The 12,010-nt window shown below is 71.0% G+C and carries 23 protein-coding genes; 22 read left to right on the forward strand and 1 reads right to left on the reverse strand.

Translation table 11 applies throughout. The annotated features are described in order from the left end of the window. Nucleotides 1-144: 144 nt before the first annotated feature. The 12 genes from ACFVHV_RS09275 to ACFVHV_RS09330 all read left to right on the forward strand — a co-directional run bounded on the left by ACFVHV_RS09275 (nucleotide 145) and on the right by ACFVHV_RS09330 (nucleotide 6,969). Nucleotides 145-894 carry an exonuclease domain-containing protein gene (locus tag ACFVHV_RS09275; RefSeq protein ID WP_380350237.1) on the forward strand — a complete coding sequence of 250 codons (750 nt, stop codon included), beginning with the start codon at nucleotides 145-147 and terminating at the stop codon, nucleotides 892-894. Then, a complete protein-coding gene (locus ACFVHV_RS09280) occupies nucleotides 891-1,151 on the forward strand; it encodes a hypothetical protein (protein WP_380350240.1) in 261 nt (86 codons plus the stop codon). Before ACFVHV_RS09275 ends, ACFVHV_RS09280 begins: the two co-directional genes overlap by 4 nt. Further along, nucleotides 1,141-1,593 carry a hypothetical protein gene (locus ACFVHV_RS09285; RefSeq protein ID WP_380350243.1) on the forward strand — a complete coding sequence of 151 codons (453 nt, stop codon included), beginning with the start codon at nucleotides 1,141-1,143 and terminating at the stop codon, nucleotides 1,591-1,593. The genes ACFVHV_RS09280 and ACFVHV_RS09285 overlap by 11 nt, the downstream gene beginning before the upstream one ends. Next, nucleotides 1,590-1,778, forward strand: coding sequence for a hypothetical protein (locus ACFVHV_RS09290; protein ID WP_380350245.1), 189 nt, complete (start codon nucleotides 1,590-1,592; stop codon nucleotides 1,776-1,778). The genes ACFVHV_RS09285 and ACFVHV_RS09290 overlap by 4 nt, the downstream gene beginning before the upstream one ends. Then, the gene (locus ACFVHV_RS09295) at nucleotides 1,771-2,238 is read left to right on the forward strand and encodes a RusA family crossover junction endodeoxyribonuclease (protein ID WP_380350248.1); all 468 of its coding nucleotides are present in this window, start codon (nucleotides 1,771-1,773) and stop codon (nucleotides 2,236-2,238) included. Before ACFVHV_RS09290 ends, ACFVHV_RS09295 begins: the two co-directional genes overlap by 8 nt. Next, nucleotides 2,235-2,507 (forward strand): WhiB family transcriptional regulator, encoded by a 273-nt coding sequence (locus ACFVHV_RS09300; RefSeq protein WP_380350251.1) that lies wholly within the window; start codon nucleotides 2,235-2,237, stop codon nucleotides 2,505-2,507. Before ACFVHV_RS09295 ends, ACFVHV_RS09300 begins: the two co-directional genes overlap by 4 nt. Before the next feature lie 153 nt (nucleotides 2,508-2,660). Then, entirely contained in the window at nucleotides 2,661-3,131 is a 471-nt protein-coding gene (locus tag ACFVHV_RS09305; RefSeq protein ID WP_380350254.1) for a single-stranded DNA-binding protein, read from the forward strand. A 51-nt stretch (nucleotides 3,132-3,182) separates the two neighbouring features. Continuing rightward, nucleotides 3,183-4,160 carry a hypothetical protein gene (locus ACFVHV_RS09310; protein WP_380350257.1) on the forward strand — a complete coding sequence of 326 codons (978 nt, stop codon included), beginning with the start codon at nucleotides 3,183-3,185 and terminating at the stop codon, nucleotides 4,158-4,160. Then, entirely contained in the window at nucleotides 4,160-5,497 is a 1,338-nt protein-coding gene (locus tag ACFVHV_RS09315; protein ID WP_380350260.1) for an AAA family ATPase, read from the forward strand. Before ACFVHV_RS09310 ends, ACFVHV_RS09315 begins: the two co-directional genes overlap by 1 nt. After that, complete coding sequence (locus tag ACFVHV_RS09320) at nucleotides 5,494-5,667, forward strand: hypothetical protein (protein ID WP_380350263.1); 174 nt, start codon at nucleotides 5,494-5,496, stop codon at nucleotides 5,665-5,667. The genes ACFVHV_RS09315 and ACFVHV_RS09320 overlap by 4 nt, the downstream gene beginning before the upstream one ends. Before the next feature lie 254 nt (nucleotides 5,668-5,921). Beyond that, on the forward strand, nucleotides 5,922-6,236 hold the full coding sequence (locus ACFVHV_RS09325) for a hypothetical protein (RefSeq protein WP_380350266.1): 315 nt from the start codon (nucleotides 5,922-5,924) through the stop codon (nucleotides 6,234-6,236). Then, the gene (locus ACFVHV_RS09330) at nucleotides 6,217-6,969 is read left to right on the forward strand and encodes an SLOG family protein (protein ID WP_380350498.1); all 753 of its coding nucleotides are present in this window, start codon (nucleotides 6,217-6,219) and stop codon (nucleotides 6,967-6,969) included. The genes ACFVHV_RS09325 and ACFVHV_RS09330 overlap by 20 nt, the downstream gene beginning before the upstream one ends. A 65-nt stretch (nucleotides 6,970-7,034) precedes the next feature. Here the strand turns inward: ACFVHV_RS09330 and ACFVHV_RS09335 are convergent, their stop codons facing one another. Next, nucleotides 7,035-7,301: a hypothetical protein gene (locus ACFVHV_RS09335; RefSeq protein WP_380350269.1), complete on the reverse strand. Its 267-nt coding sequence runs from the start codon at nucleotides 7,299-7,301 to the stop codon at nucleotides 7,035-7,037. 126 nt (nucleotides 7,302-7,427) lie between these two features. Between ACFVHV_RS09335 and ACFVHV_RS09340 the strand changes: the two genes are divergently transcribed. The 10 genes from ACFVHV_RS09340 (at nucleotide 7,428) to ACFVHV_RS09385 (ending at nucleotide 11,928) form a co-directional block, all read left to right on the forward strand. Continuing rightward, complete coding sequence (locus ACFVHV_RS09340) at nucleotides 7,428-7,811, forward strand: hypothetical protein (protein ID WP_380350272.1); 384 nt, start codon at nucleotides 7,428-7,430, stop codon at nucleotides 7,809-7,811. 39 nt (nucleotides 7,812-7,850) lie between these two features. Next, nucleotides 7,851-8,054, forward strand: coding sequence for a hypothetical protein (locus ACFVHV_RS09345; protein ID WP_380350275.1), 204 nt, complete (start codon nucleotides 7,851-7,853; stop codon nucleotides 8,052-8,054). A 252-nt stretch (nucleotides 8,055-8,306) separates the two neighbouring features. Continuing rightward, nucleotides 8,307-8,654 (forward strand): hypothetical protein, encoded by a 348-nt coding sequence (locus ACFVHV_RS09350; RefSeq protein ID WP_380350278.1) that lies wholly within the window; start codon nucleotides 8,307-8,309, stop codon nucleotides 8,652-8,654. Between the two features lie 63 nt (nucleotides 8,655-8,717). Beyond that, nucleotides 8,718-9,059: a hypothetical protein gene (locus ACFVHV_RS09355; protein ID WP_380350280.1), complete on the forward strand. Its 342-nt coding sequence runs from the start codon at nucleotides 8,718-8,720 to the stop codon at nucleotides 9,057-9,059. A 10-nt stretch (nucleotides 9,060-9,069) separates the two neighbouring features. After that, complete coding sequence (locus tag ACFVHV_RS09360; RefSeq protein WP_380350283.1) at nucleotides 9,070-9,528, forward strand: DUF4326 domain-containing protein; 459 nt, start codon at nucleotides 9,070-9,072, stop codon at nucleotides 9,526-9,528. After that, complete coding sequence (locus ACFVHV_RS09365) at nucleotides 9,525-9,782, forward strand: hypothetical protein (protein WP_380350286.1); 258 nt, start codon at nucleotides 9,525-9,527, stop codon at nucleotides 9,780-9,782. The genes ACFVHV_RS09360 and ACFVHV_RS09365 overlap by 4 nt, the downstream gene beginning before the upstream one ends. 3 nt (nucleotides 9,783-9,785) lie before the next feature. After that, complete coding sequence (locus ACFVHV_RS09370) at nucleotides 9,786-10,175, forward strand: hypothetical protein (RefSeq protein WP_380350289.1); 390 nt, start codon at nucleotides 9,786-9,788, stop codon at nucleotides 10,173-10,175. Between the two features lie 553 nt (nucleotides 10,176-10,728). Then, entirely contained in the window at nucleotides 10,729-10,884 is a 156-nt protein-coding gene (locus ACFVHV_RS09375; protein ID WP_380350291.1) for a hypothetical protein, read from the forward strand. 12 nt (nucleotides 10,885-10,896) lie between these two features. Beyond that, the gene (locus ACFVHV_RS09380) at nucleotides 10,897-11,646 is read left to right on the forward strand and encodes an SAM-dependent methyltransferase (protein ID WP_380350293.1); all 750 of its coding nucleotides are present in this window, start codon (nucleotides 10,897-10,899) and stop codon (nucleotides 11,644-11,646) included. A 66-nt stretch (nucleotides 11,647-11,712) separates the two neighbouring features. After that, nucleotides 11,713-11,928, forward strand: a complete 216-nt coding sequence (locus tag ACFVHV_RS09385; protein WP_380350295.1) for a hypothetical protein — start codon at nucleotides 11,713-11,715, stop codon at nucleotides 11,926-11,928. Nucleotides 11,929-12,010 lie beyond the last annotated feature (82 nt).

A 12,010-nucleotide genomic window follows, 5' to 3' on the forward strand; every position in this document is an offset into this window, starting at 1 on the left:
GCGTCCGCGGGGGGGTCCGCCGCCCCGCCCCGCCCCTCCCCTCATATCCGCGTGGGTGGGGTGGGGGGGGGCCACCCCCCCCCCCCACAACCCCCCCCCCCCCCACGACCCCATTCTCCCCCACCCCCATAAGAGGAGGAGCTCATGTACTTCGACAGGGTCCGCCGCGGCGGATTCGACACCGAGACGACCGGCCCGAACCCGATGGACGCGCGCATCGTCACCGCGGCCCTCGCCCTCCGCGGTGGCCACAACCAGAAGACCGCGGTGCGCACCTGGCTCGTCAACCCCGGCGTGCCGATCCCCAACGAGGCCACGGCCATCCACGGCATCACCACCGAACAGGCGGAAGCCGACGGGCAGGACCCGCGAGCAGCCCTGGAGGAGATCGCCGGCCTGCTCGCGGAGTCGCTCAACTCGGGTGTGCCGATCGTCGCGTTCAACCTGTCGTTCGACTGGAGCGTGCTGCACTTCGAGCTGCTCCGTCACGGCCTTGCGCCGATGGACGAACACATCACCGCCACGCACCCCCCGCTCGTCGACCCGCACGTCATCGACAAGCACGTCGACCGCTACCGCAAGGGCACCGGTATGCGGAAGCTGAAGCCGACAGCAGAGATCTACGGCGTGCGTCTCACCGACTGGCACACCGCCGAAGCCGACGCCCTCGCCGCCCTCTTCATCGCCGAGGCCCAGTTCCAGAAGTACGCGTGGTTGAACGCCCTCGGTCCGGCCGGGCTCTACGGGGCGCAGCAGGGGTGGCGGGCAGAGCAGCAGGCCGGCTTGCAGCAGTGGTTCCGGACGAAGGCGACGCCGGAGCAGGGCGGGTCGCCGAACAAGGTGATCGACGGTTCGTGGCCCCTGCTCCAGGTGCCCGTGGCGGTGGCGTCGTGAGCAGGAAGGTCCATGGGCGCGACAGGGAGTTGCTGACCCCAGTCCAGTCGGCGGTAATCCTCGGGTACGCCCGAGGTGAGCAGCCCGGTCAGATCGCCGACAGGTGGGGAATCGGCGTCCGTGACGTGCGACTCCACCTGCGAGCCGTCCTCGTCGCGCTCAAGGCCGCCAATCCCACCCACGCCGTCGGTATCGCCTGCGCCCTCGGCCTTCTCAGCTCCAGCGACATCCTCGAAGGGGAACGCCATGTTTGGTAGAAGACGCCGCATAGCCGGACTCGAAGAGCGCAACGCCTGGCTGGAGAGCCGGGTGCGGCAGCTCAACATGGCACTCGGAGCAACCAGGAACGAGACCGCGATCGCCTTCGGCCGGTCGGAGCGCTTCGCTGGTGACGTCATGGCCGCGCAGAAGAAGCTGACCACGGCACGGATCGAGAACGCCACCCTCCTCTTCCGAGCGGAGGCCTGGGCCGAGGCAGCGGTCGGCCACGCCGAGCGTCTTGGCCGGGCGTTGCGGGCCTGCGCCCGGTACCGGGCCGAGATCCAGCAGCTTCGCCACCAACTCCGGTCGGCGCGCCGGGACTTCGCCGACCGCCAGATCGCCCTCGAAGACCGGCTGCGTGACCTCCAGGCCGCCAACGAGCGCCACTACCAGGCCTCGGCCGGTGCCGCCGCGTCGGCCGCTCCGATCGCGGCGTGACCTTCGCCGCCTGCCTGGCGCTGCTCTGGTGTGCCCACACCGGAGTCGGCGCCGTGCAGGCCTACCACCACCTCACACAGAAACGATCCGTGCTCACCCGATACGCGCTCGCGCTGGCTGTCCTGGCTGGCATCGCACTCGCCCTCGTCGCCTTCGCCATCACCGCATGGAGCACCCGTGACTGACACCGCCATCCTCGCCGAACCCGTCCTCACCATCACCGTCCTCGGCCACCGGCCGGCCCCACAGGGCAGCAAGCGGCATGTCGGCCGCGGCCGGCTGGTCGAGGAGTCCCTGCGCGTCAAGCCCTGGCGGCAGGCCGTGCACGCCGCCGCTGAGGCCGCCGTGGAGACTGCCAAGTGCGTGCCCCTCGACGGGCCGCTGAGCATTGAGGTCGCGCTCACCGTCCGCAAGCCTGCTTCCGCCCCCAAGACCCGCATCACCTGGCCGACCACCCGGGACAGCGGCGACATCGACAAGCTCCTGCGCTCCACGTTCGACGCCCTGACCACAGCCGGCGCAATCGCTGACGACTCTCGCATCGTCGAAGTTGTCGCCCGCAAGATGCACCCAGGTGAAGGCGTTGACGCCCTGGACCGGCCCGGCGCGGTCATCCGGATCTGGCAGCTCGGGGAGCAGCGATGAGCTGGGGGGAGTTCGCGACCTGCCGGGCGGAGGGGGTCGACACGGAGCTCTTCTACCCCGTCTCCTACAGCAACGCAACGGGTCTGAAGCAGGTCGCCGAGGCTCGCGAGTACTGCGACCGCTGCCCTGTCGTTGCCGCCTGCCTGCAGAACGCTCTTGACCGTGAGGGCAAGACGGGTGTCAAGGGGCGCCACGGCATCCAGGGAGGCAAGACCCCCGGCGAGCGGGCGGAGCTCAGCAAGAAGAAGCGCCTCGCGCCGGCGGCATGACCGCGGTCCTGGCATGGGGTGGCCGACTCCACTGAGCCACCAGGGCCAGGTGCTGCACGCACCGCGGCGGCCTCATGCACCTTCCCGACGAAGGCCGCCGCTTGCCCCCCGTCTGCGCCAAGCAGACCCTCACCCTCGACACAAAGGATCGTCATGGCCGGAGAAACCCAGATCACCCTCGTCGGAAACCTGGTCGACGACCCCGAGCTCAGGTTCACGCCGTCGGGCGTCGCGGTCGCGAAGTTCCGCATCGCGTCCACCCCCCGCACCTTCGACCGTCAGACGAACGAGTGGAAGGACGGCGAGGCGCTGTTCCTCACCTGCAACGTCTGGCGGCAGCCGGCGGAGAACGTCGCCGAGTCCCTGGCCAAGGGCATGCGGGTGATCGTGCAGGGCCGTCTCGGTCAGCGGTCGTACGAGAAGGACGGGCAGAAGCGGACCGTCTTTGAGGTCGAGGTCGACGAGGTCGGCCCGTCCCTGCGGAACTCGACGGCGAAGGTCTCCCGGGCGAACCGCGCGCAGGGCGGGGCGCAGCAGGCGCCCCGGACCGATGACCCGTGGTCGCAGTCGAAGGTGCCGTCGCAGTCCGGCTGGGGTGCCCCTCAGCAGGAGCCCCCGTTCTAGGTCCCGCACCCACCGATCGCCCCATCAACCACTGTTAGGGAGCACGGCACCATGGCACGCGGTCACGGACGGGTTCTCACCCGCATCTGGGACGACCCCGACTTCACCGCTCTGCCCGGGGAGATCCAGCGGCTCTACCTGTTCCTCATCAGTCAGCCCAACCTCAACCACGCCGGCCTGCTGCCGCTGACATTGAAGCGGTGGAGCTCCAAGGCGTCCGGGTTGAGCCCCGCGGTTGTACGCAGCCAGCTCGCACTGCTGTCCGCACACCGGTTCGTCGTGGTCGACGAGGACACCGAGGAGCTGCTGGTGCGTTCCTTCGTCCGCAACGACGGAGTGTGGAAGCAGCCGCAGGTGATGGGCGCGATGGTGTCGGGGGCGCTGGAGATCGCGTCCCGGCCGCTGCGGGCTGCGCTGCTCGCGGAGGTTGAACGGATCCCACTGGAGGAGCTGAGCGACGAGCCGGGCCGTAAGGGGCTGTCGCCGTTGCAGGAGGTGTCGCGGCACATCGCGGCGTTGCGGGCGGCGTTCCGGGAGCCGGATCCGAAGCCTCCTGCGGCAGTCTTCCCTGAAGGGGTTGAGGAAGGGGTTGCGGAACCCCTTGCGGAAGGGGTGGAGGCAGGCTCAACGCGCGCGCGCGGGCGTTTTCCCCTACCCCTACCCCATTCCCCTTCTCTCTTCGTCGCGGATGTCGTCGACATCCGGTCCGCCCGCTCGGAGCGGCCGGACGTGGAGGAGGCCTGCACCTTGCTCGCCGACCTGATCGCCGCCAACGGCACCAAGCGCCCGAACATCACCAAGCGCTGGCGCGACGCAGCCCGCCTCATGATCGACACGGACAAGGTGGCTCTGCCCGACGTCCTCGGCGCGATCCGCTGGTCCCAGGCCGACGAGTTCTGGCGCTCCAACGTCCTCTCCATGCCGACCCTTCGCAAGCAGTACCCGAAGCTCCGGCTCCGCGCCCAGGCCCAGCAACGCGGCCAACAACCCACCAGCTACCAGACCTACGCAGACCGAGGGGTCTTCTGATGACCTTCACCTCGCCGCCCGAACTCGACCAGCTCGGCGACCTCAACCGGCTCCGTCCCCACGACCTCGAAGCCGAACATGCCTACCTCGGCCGCGTCATAACCGCCGCGAACGGCCGGCGCCTGCTCCGCGACCACCCCGTCGTCGCCACCGACTTCTACCGCCCCGCGCACGAGACGATCCACAGCGCCATCACGGCCGTAAGCGACCGCGGCGAGCCGATCGACCTGTACACGGTTACCGCCGAACTCCAAGGGCAGGGAGCCCTGAACCGCGTCGGCGGAGGCTCCTACCTCGCCGCCTGCGTTCAGGCCGCCTACTACGGCGGCGACGCCGAGTGGCTCGCCTGGCGAATTCGAGACCTCGCCCAGCGTCGCGCGCTCATCGAGACCGGGCAGCGCATCGCCCAGCTCGGCTGGATCCCCGACACCGACGCCGACGCAGGAGACCTCGCCGAGACCGCCGTCGACCTCGCCAGGACCGTCCGCGACGCCGGACGAGCAGCCGAAGACGCCCCGGTCGTCGACATGCTCGACTTCCTCGACGGCCCCGACCCCGGCTACGACTGGGTCAGCCCCGGCTACCTGGAACGCGGCGAAAGATGCATCTGGACCGCAGGCGAAGGCGGCGGCAAGTCGGTGCTGCTGCGGCAGATCGCCGTGTGCGTTGCCGCAGGCATCCTGCCCTTCGACGGCAGCCCGTCTGCCGACGGGCCACGACGGGTGCTGGTCCTGGACTGTGAGAACAACGTCCGCCAGTCCAGGCGGCACTACAGCCGCCTCTTCGAGATCGCCGACCGGCAGAACATGCCCGTGCGTCGCGGCCAGTTCCACTTCGACCTACGCCCCGAAGGCGTCGACCTCACCCGGGCAGCCGGCCGCGCGTGGCTGATGCGCCGCGTCGAAGCCGTCCAGCCCGATCTCCTCGTTGTGGGGCCGATCTACCGGCTCCACGAAGGCGACCCCAACTCCGAGGAGCTCACCCGCAAGGTGACCGTCGCCCTCGACCAGGCCCGGCTCGTCGCCAACTCGGCGGTGGTCCTGGAGGCGCACGCCGCGAAGGGCAACGGCCAGGGCCCCCGCCCTCTCGCCCCGGTCGGCTCCGGCCTGTGGCTGCGCTGGCCCGAGTACGGCATGGGCCTGAGGCCCGTCGAGGACGCCCGCTCCGCCCAGGACGACCGGGCCCGACGGGTCATCCCGTGGCGGGGCGCCCGCGAGGAACGGCAGTGGCCGGCGTTCGTCTGCCAGGGCGCAGACGGCTCGTGGCCGTGGCGCTCGTACACGCCCGTCGACGCCGACCGGTTCACCGGCCACTCCCCCACCGGAGCGCTCTCATGACCCTCACCGAGCACTGCCCGTCCTGTCTGGCCCAGGCCCGGATGGTCGAGCGGACCGACGACGGGACCCACATCTGCACCGAGTGGCGCTGCGGCAGTTGCGGGCGGGCGTGGCGGACGGAGTACCTGTCGGGTGCGTACGCGGATGACGAGTTCGACGAGACGTCGTGACTGTTGCGGCTTGTGGTCGAGCGTCATGACCTGTCGCTGCTGCGGCCCTTGAGGCGCTCTCGGTTCACCCGAAACGCCCCACAGGCCCCCCAGAGGCCCGACGGGACCCGCCACGCCCAATCACCCCAACCCCATACCGACAGGCGCCCCTTGCCCCCTTCTCGCCCCGATTTGAGGCCATCATGGCGAACAGAGCCGCAGCACTTCCCGAATCGTCCGCCCGAACAGCCGCCCCGGCGCCTTCGCCCGGTCGTGTGGAGCAGCTCGTCGACGCTGCCGAGTGCCGCCGCCTGACGCCGGTTGAGGCGGCCGATCTTCGCCGTGGGGTGAAGGCCCTCAGGGACTGCCTGGCGGCTGCCGGGGCGCAGCTGCGTCGCGCGGCCGGGAAGGCGGAGCGGGAGCGTGACGAGCACGCCCGGCAGTTGTTGACGGCAGGGCAGCCGGCGCTTGATGTCGCGTGCCGACGGTGCGAAGCGGGCGCGGGTGCCTGGTGTCGCCCGGTGGCCGGCGCGGTGATGCCGCGGACGCTGCATGTGGCGCGGCTGGTGGATGCGGGGGTGCTGTCGTGACGGCGTACCGGCTGGACACTGTGCGGCTGCTGGAGTTGGTGGACGGCCGTCTTGCGGAGTTGGGCTGGTCGCGTCGGCGGTTGGCGGCAGCACTGGGGACGACGTCGGGGGCGTTCAGTCGGATGCGGCGTGGTGGGGCGCCGGATTCGAATCTGTTGCTGAGCCTGCTGATCTGGCTGGAGTGGGCGCCGGAGTTGGCGCTGTTGGCCGCCGGGGACGGCGTGGTGGCGCCGACGTGTGGGACGTGCTTCGGGTCGCCGCCGGTGGGGTTCTCGTGCATTCGGTGCGCAGCGGTGGGGATGCGGCCGTGACCGGGGTGTCTCGGATTTTGGTGACCGGTTCGCGGGCTTGGTCGGATCGGGCGCAGTTGGAGTGGGCGCTCGGGGTGGCGTTCAAGGCGTTCCGGTCGATCACGGTCGTTCACGGGGCTTGCGAGACCGGCGCTGACAGGCTCGCGCAGGAGTGGGCCGGTCGGGCTGGCATCCTGTGCGACCCATTCGAGGCCGATTGGGACAACTGCGGGCCGGGATGTCGGTCGGGGCATCGCCGGGTGCGGCGGGACGGCAGCGAGTTCTGTCCAACGGCTGGCCCGCGGCGCAATCAGGCGATGGTTGACGCGGGTGCCCGCTACTGCCTGGCGTTCCTCCTGCCGGGGTCACGCGGAACGCGCGACTGCATTCGGCGCGCGGAGGCGGGCGGGATACCGGTGCGGCGTTTCGAGGCGGAGCGGTGACCGGGCGCGAGCAGCGCGAATGGCCGCTCGGCGTGGCGGGCCGGCGGCTTGCGGGGCGATGCGGACTATTCGGCGGCGGCGTGCTCCTGGGCGCGCTTGCGGGCCGTCGCGGTGCGCTTCGCGTAGGCGGGGTCGGCTGCGATGCCATGGTCGCGGGCGAGCTTGCGGACGTGGGCGACGGTCCAGGGGGACGCGTCTGCGATCTCGCCACGCTTGACGCTGGGGTCGCTGTAGGCAGCATAGATGGCCTGTTCGACGGCTTCGCGGGCTTTCTCGAACTTCTCGGTGGCCGCTCGGATGGCGGCGATGCGGGGGTGCTCCTTGTCGGTCATGACTCAAGGGTATCGATGGGGTCAAGCGCTCAGATTCAGCGCAACAAATCATCGCTACTTACTTGCGATCATGGAAGGCGTGGGGGCAAACTAGAGATACAAAGAAGCGCTGTAAAGAAGCGCTCAATGTCTCTGGGGAAGCCCGTGAACGCCGCCGCCCGCACCGCCCGCCAGATCATCAAGGCCCGCACCCACAACCAGCGTCAGACCTCCCGCGCACTGCGCAACGGCCAGCCCCTCACCGCGAAGACCGCCCTCATCCAGCGCGGCATGGACACCGCCACCGCCGACCGCTTCGCCCCCGCCTTCTCCAAGGCCGCCGGCCCGGGCGTCGCGACGGTGACCGTCCTGAAGCTGCGCCGCTCGAAGTCCACCGGCCGCCTGGTCATCCTCGCGGTTCCGGCGAAGACCTTCACTGCCGCCCAGATTGACGCCGCGCTCGTGGTCTACCGACCGAAGACCAACAAGGCTGCCGCCTACCTGTTCGCCCGCCTCGCCCTCGCCGCCTGATCAGCGTCCCGTTCACCTAACTCTGCCAGGGAGACCTTCATGCCCGCGTCCACTATCACCGTTGCTGCTCTCGCCGCTGAGCTCGGCGTCACCGTCCCCGAGATCGGCCGCCGTGTCTCCGTCCTGTGTCGCGAGCTCGGACCGCAGCAGGTTGTGCACACCGCCACCGCCAGCAACGCGCAGTGCGTGTTGCACGGCGACGCCGCCGCCATGATCCGCCTCGACCTTGCCCCGGCCGTCTGATGGCCGGCTCGACCGGCGCCACCGATCCGTCCGGGTGTCGCCATTGCGGCGTCCCCGAGCGTGAGCACATGCAGCGGTGGACCCGCGCGGCCGGCTGGCACGAGTGGACTGTCCCGACTGGTGCTCAGACCCTTGCCCGCATAAAAGCTCGCCGCGCCGCACGCGCCTAAACCGTGTGACCGGTTTGGCGGCCGTACCCACGCCGGCCGCCAAGTTGTTCGACCGCCACTAACCCCCGTGAGGAGCAGCATCGTGAACTCGAACCCGTCCGACGCCGAGATCGAGGCGCTTCTCGCGGCGTGCGGCCTGAACCTCCCCCGCGAGTTGAAGCCCGACTTGAAGCCCTGCGGCACCCAGGCCGCCTACCACCGGCACCTCGACCACGGCGAGACGCCGTGCGAGGCGTGCACGACCGCGAACCGTGAGTACGGCCGGCAGTTGCGGACGCGTCCGCACACGCGGCTGCGGCCGATCAAGCACGGGACGCCTGGTGGCGCTGATGCCCACCGCTACCGAGGGGAGGGCGCGTGCGGAGCCTGCGCCGAGGCGTACCGGGCGGATCGTCGTCGGCGCGCTGCTGCTCGCCGTGCGGCGGCCTGACGGTCCTTCGAGCCGCCGACGGCTACCAGACCGCCACTCACCCCTCTATCTGAGGAGATCGCTATGACTGCCCAGCCGACCACCGACGTCACTCGCGCCCGACACGAGATCTTCCTCCGCCAGACCATCGCGCACAGTGTCGGCATCGCCCGAGGCCCGCGCGGCATCACCGGCGCCCACGCTGACGCATCCATCAACGCCTGGTGGGCCCACCGCCTTCTCGGTGCGCTCGCCAGCGTGATGCAGGCGGCCGACCTCGCCCTGCTGCTCGACGACATCAGCGAGGAACTGCAGAAGGGCGACGCGCACGAGGCCGCGTACGACGACGCCGAAGCCATCGGGATTGACGTGGCCGCCCTGGCCGCGCATGCCGAGGCCAAGTTCACCACCCAACCCGCCGCCTGAGGAGACCCCGATGCCGATCCGCCTGCATCGTCCGCCCGTTCGCGGCTGGCGCGCCCCCGAGGGAGCCATCTACGTCGGCCCCGGCAGCCGCTGGGCCACCCCCTGGCGCTGGCGCACCCGCGACGCCCTCGCCCGCGTCCCCGCCCTCGACGGCTCGGACTGGGAACTGGAGGACCGCATCAGCTCCGCCGGCCGCTGGCACCACTACAAGCACCCCGACGGCCGCGTCACCCCGCACGCGATCCGCTACATGACCCGGCAGGAATGCATTGACCTGTACCGGCAGGCCCTCACCGCCCCGACCGCCGACGTCCGGCTGTGGACCTACCCCGGGCCCGCACTCACCGTCGCCGACGCCCGCACCGAGCTCGCCGGCCACGACCTCGTCTGCCGGTGCGCGCCCGGCCAGCTCTGCCACGCAGACCTGCTGCTCGAACTCGCCACCCCCGCCGAGGAGAACGCCCGATGAACCAGCCCCAGCCCACCGACCTGCTCGCCGTCGCTCGCCTCGCCGTTCTCTTCCGCATCGCCACCGAGGAGATCCACGTCTTCCGTGACCCCCTCCACGTTGGCGCTGGCATCACCCCCGGAACCCTCCGCCACCTCACCGAGACCCACTTGATCACCGTTGGCGACCACGAGCCAACACGCGGCCACCGCCTGACCCTCACTGACACCGGCAGGGACGCCCTCTACGCCGCCATCTCCACCCAGGAGGCCTGAGCCATGGACCAGCTCGACCTCGGCGCCATCCAGGCCCGCACCGACGCCGCCACTGGAGGCGACTGGCGCTACGAGGCGTACGCCGGACTCGGCAAGCACGGAGTCCTCGGCGCCGCCAACATCCCCATCGGCCGCCTCGACTTCGGAGACGGCGACCAGGCCGACGCCGACCGCGACTTCGTCCTCAACGCCCACCGGGACGTCGCCGCCCTCCTCGCCCGGGTCCGGCAGCTGGAGGCCCAGCTGGCCGAGCACCGCGAGAAGTACGGTCCGCGCTGCGAATGGTGCGAGCAGCCCATGACCGAACCCAACGGGGCTGGCTGGTGGATCTGCACCCCCTGCGGCGACAAGAACGCCGCGAAGTGGGCCGGACAGCCCGACATCCCGTTCTGAACCCACCACCTGACGGCCCCGTGCGCGGCCAGGACCGGACCCCTCCCGGCCGCGCACGGCCCCGGGCACCCCGAGTGCCACCCCACCGCCCACAGGCCCGCAGAAGGGCCGCCACGCACACCCACCACGGAGACCCCGATGCCCAGCCACCCCGACGCCGCCGAACTCATTGTTGCCGAGGCCGCGTTCCGCGCCGCCGTCGACCGCGCCCAGCGCACCCCGCTCCCCGTCCGGGACCGGGCCGAGGAGCTCATCACCCCCAGCCTCGACGACATGGCCGCCAACCCCGGCGGCACCCAGACCCTCTACCGCGTCACCTACCTCCGCGTCGGCCGACGCGGAGGCCGCAACGGCTCGCAGCCGCCCGCACCGCTCACCACCTGGGCCGTCAGCCCGGACCACCTTGCCGAGCTCATCGCCAACGACGTCAGCCCGTACCTGCTCTCCGACGACATCGACATCACCATCGACCTCGACGCGGGCCACGGCCGGATCCTCGCCGGGTTCAACAACGGCGGCAGCTTCACCATCGAGGCCCTCACCACCGCCGGCGGTGCCCGGGACCGACACCCCGCCGCCCGCCGACGCCGACGACGCCCGCCAGACCCTCAACCGCGCCCGCCAGCGCTACGAGCAGATCTGCGACGAACTCCGCGACATCCGCATCGAGCGCCGGGACCGCGCCGCCGCCCGCGACACGACCAGCTGAGGACCCACCACCATGAACCGCCTCAACCACCACCACACCGGCAACCAGGCCGCGCTCGCCGAGTTCCTCGACCAGGTGCTCGCCGACGCCGACGACCGCCCCGTCCTGGTGGACTTCTACTGCTGCCAGGGCGGTGCCACCCACGGCTACCAGCAGGCCGGCTACTACGTGATCGGCGTCGACCTCGACGACCAGCCCCGCTACTGCGGCAACGCGTTCATCCAGGGCGACGCCCTCACCGTGCTCGCCGCCGCTGCCGCCTGGATCACCGCCAACGCCGCGGCCGTGCACGGCTCCCCGCCCTGCCAGGGCTACTCCGACGCCCAGGTACTCCAGGGCAACGACCACCCGATGCTCATCGCACCCACCCGCGACGCGTTCAACCAGCTCGGCGTGCCGTGGGTCATCGAGAACGTCCCCGGCGCCAAACCGCACATGATCGACCCGATCGTCCTGTGCGGGCAGATGTTCGGCCACCGCACCTACCGCGACCGCCTCATCGAAGCCGGCGGCGGACTCGTACTCGACCAGCCCCACCACCCCAGCCACGACCTGCCCATCACCCAGATGGGTCGCCCCCGCATCCCCGGCCAGATGGCCCACTACGTCGGCAACTTCAGCGGCGTCGCCGACGCCCGCGACGACCTCGGCGTCCCCTGGATGAACCGCGACGGCATCCGCGAGTCCATCCCGCCGTCCTACGCCCGCTGGATCGGCCAGCAGATCGGCCGCCACCACGCCGCCGTCCCCGCGGCCGCCTGACACCCCGTTGACGCCCGTCAGCCGCCCGTCCGCGGGCGGCACCAACCACCCACCGAGGAGACCACCGTGAGCAAGATTGACGCCGACCAGATCCAGTGGACCCTCATCCACACCGAGGACTGGGGCGGCGGCCCCGAGCACACCTACCGCGCCGAGAACGTCGAGCACGCTGGCTGCGGCGGCGATGTCCACCAGATCCACCTGTACGACGCCATGGGTGGCCTGCTCAGCGCCCACTCGAAGTGCGCCACGTGCGGCGAGGACCTCACCCCCGGCGACTGACCCCCCCCCCCCCCCCCCCGGGGCCGGCCCCCCCCGCGGCGGCCCCCCCCCCCCCCCCCCCCGCCCGCCCGGGCCGCCACGC

This window comes from Kitasatospora sp. NPDC127116 (assembly GCF_042677365.1).
GTDB lineage: Bacteria > Actinomycetota > Actinomycetes > Streptomycetales > Streptomycetaceae > Kitasatospora > Kitasatospora lactacystinica.

Excerpts from the sequence above, each read along its gene's own strand:
- ACFVHV_RS09275 (WP_380350237.1), top strand. The coding sequence starts at position 145 with ATGTACTTCGACAGGGTCCGCCGCGGCGGATTCGACACCGAGACGACC.
- ACFVHV_RS09285 (WP_380350243.1), top strand. The coding sequence starts at position 1,141 with ATGTTTGGTAGAAGACGCCGCATAGCCGGACTCGAAGAGCGCAACGCC.
- ACFVHV_RS09300 (WP_380350251.1), top strand. The coding sequence starts at position 2,235 with ATGAGCTGGGGGGAGTTCGCGACCTGCCGGGCGGAGGGGGTCGACACG.
- ACFVHV_RS09305 (WP_380350254.1), top strand. The coding sequence starts at position 2,661 with ATGGCCGGAGAAACCCAGATCACCCTCGTCGGAAACCTGGTCGACGAC.
- ACFVHV_RS09310 (WP_380350257.1), top strand. The coding sequence starts at position 3,183 with ATGGCACGCGGTCACGGACGGGTTCTCACCCGCATCTGGGACGACCCC.
- ACFVHV_RS09315 (WP_380350260.1), top strand. The coding sequence starts at position 4,160 with ATGACCTTCACCTCGCCGCCCGAACTCGACCAGCTCGGCGACCTCAAC.
- ACFVHV_RS09320 (WP_380350263.1), top strand. The coding sequence starts at position 5,494 with ATGACCCTCACCGAGCACTGCCCGTCCTGTCTGGCCCAGGCCCGGATG.
- ACFVHV_RS09330 (WP_380350498.1), top strand. The coding sequence starts at position 6,217 with ATGCGGGGGTGCTGTCGTGACGGCGTACCGGCTGGACACTGTGCGGCT.
- ACFVHV_RS09335 (WP_380350269.1), bottom strand. The coding sequence starts at position 7,301 with ATGACCGACAAGGAGCACCCCCGCATCGCCGCCATCCGAGCGGCCACC.
- ACFVHV_RS09340 (WP_380350272.1), top strand. The coding sequence starts at position 7,428 with ATGTCTCTGGGGAAGCCCGTGAACGCCGCCGCCCGCACCGCCCGCCAG.
- ACFVHV_RS09345 (WP_380350275.1), top strand. The coding sequence starts at position 7,851 with ATGCCCGCGTCCACTATCACCGTTGCTGCTCTCGCCGCTGAGCTCGGC.
- ACFVHV_RS09355 (WP_380350280.1), top strand. The coding sequence starts at position 8,718 with ATGACTGCCCAGCCGACCACCGACGTCACTCGCGCCCGACACGAGATC.
- ACFVHV_RS09360 (WP_380350283.1), top strand. The coding sequence starts at position 9,070 with ATGCCGATCCGCCTGCATCGTCCGCCCGTTCGCGGCTGGCGCGCCCCC.
- ACFVHV_RS09365 (WP_380350286.1), top strand. The coding sequence starts at position 9,525 with ATGAACCAGCCCCAGCCCACCGACCTGCTCGCCGTCGCTCGCCTCGCC.
- ACFVHV_RS09370 (WP_380350289.1), top strand. The coding sequence starts at position 9,786 with ATGGACCAGCTCGACCTCGGCGCCATCCAGGCCCGCACCGACGCCGCC.
- ACFVHV_RS09380 (WP_380350293.1), top strand. The coding sequence starts at position 10,897 with ATGAACCGCCTCAACCACCACCACACCGGCAACCAGGCCGCGCTCGCC.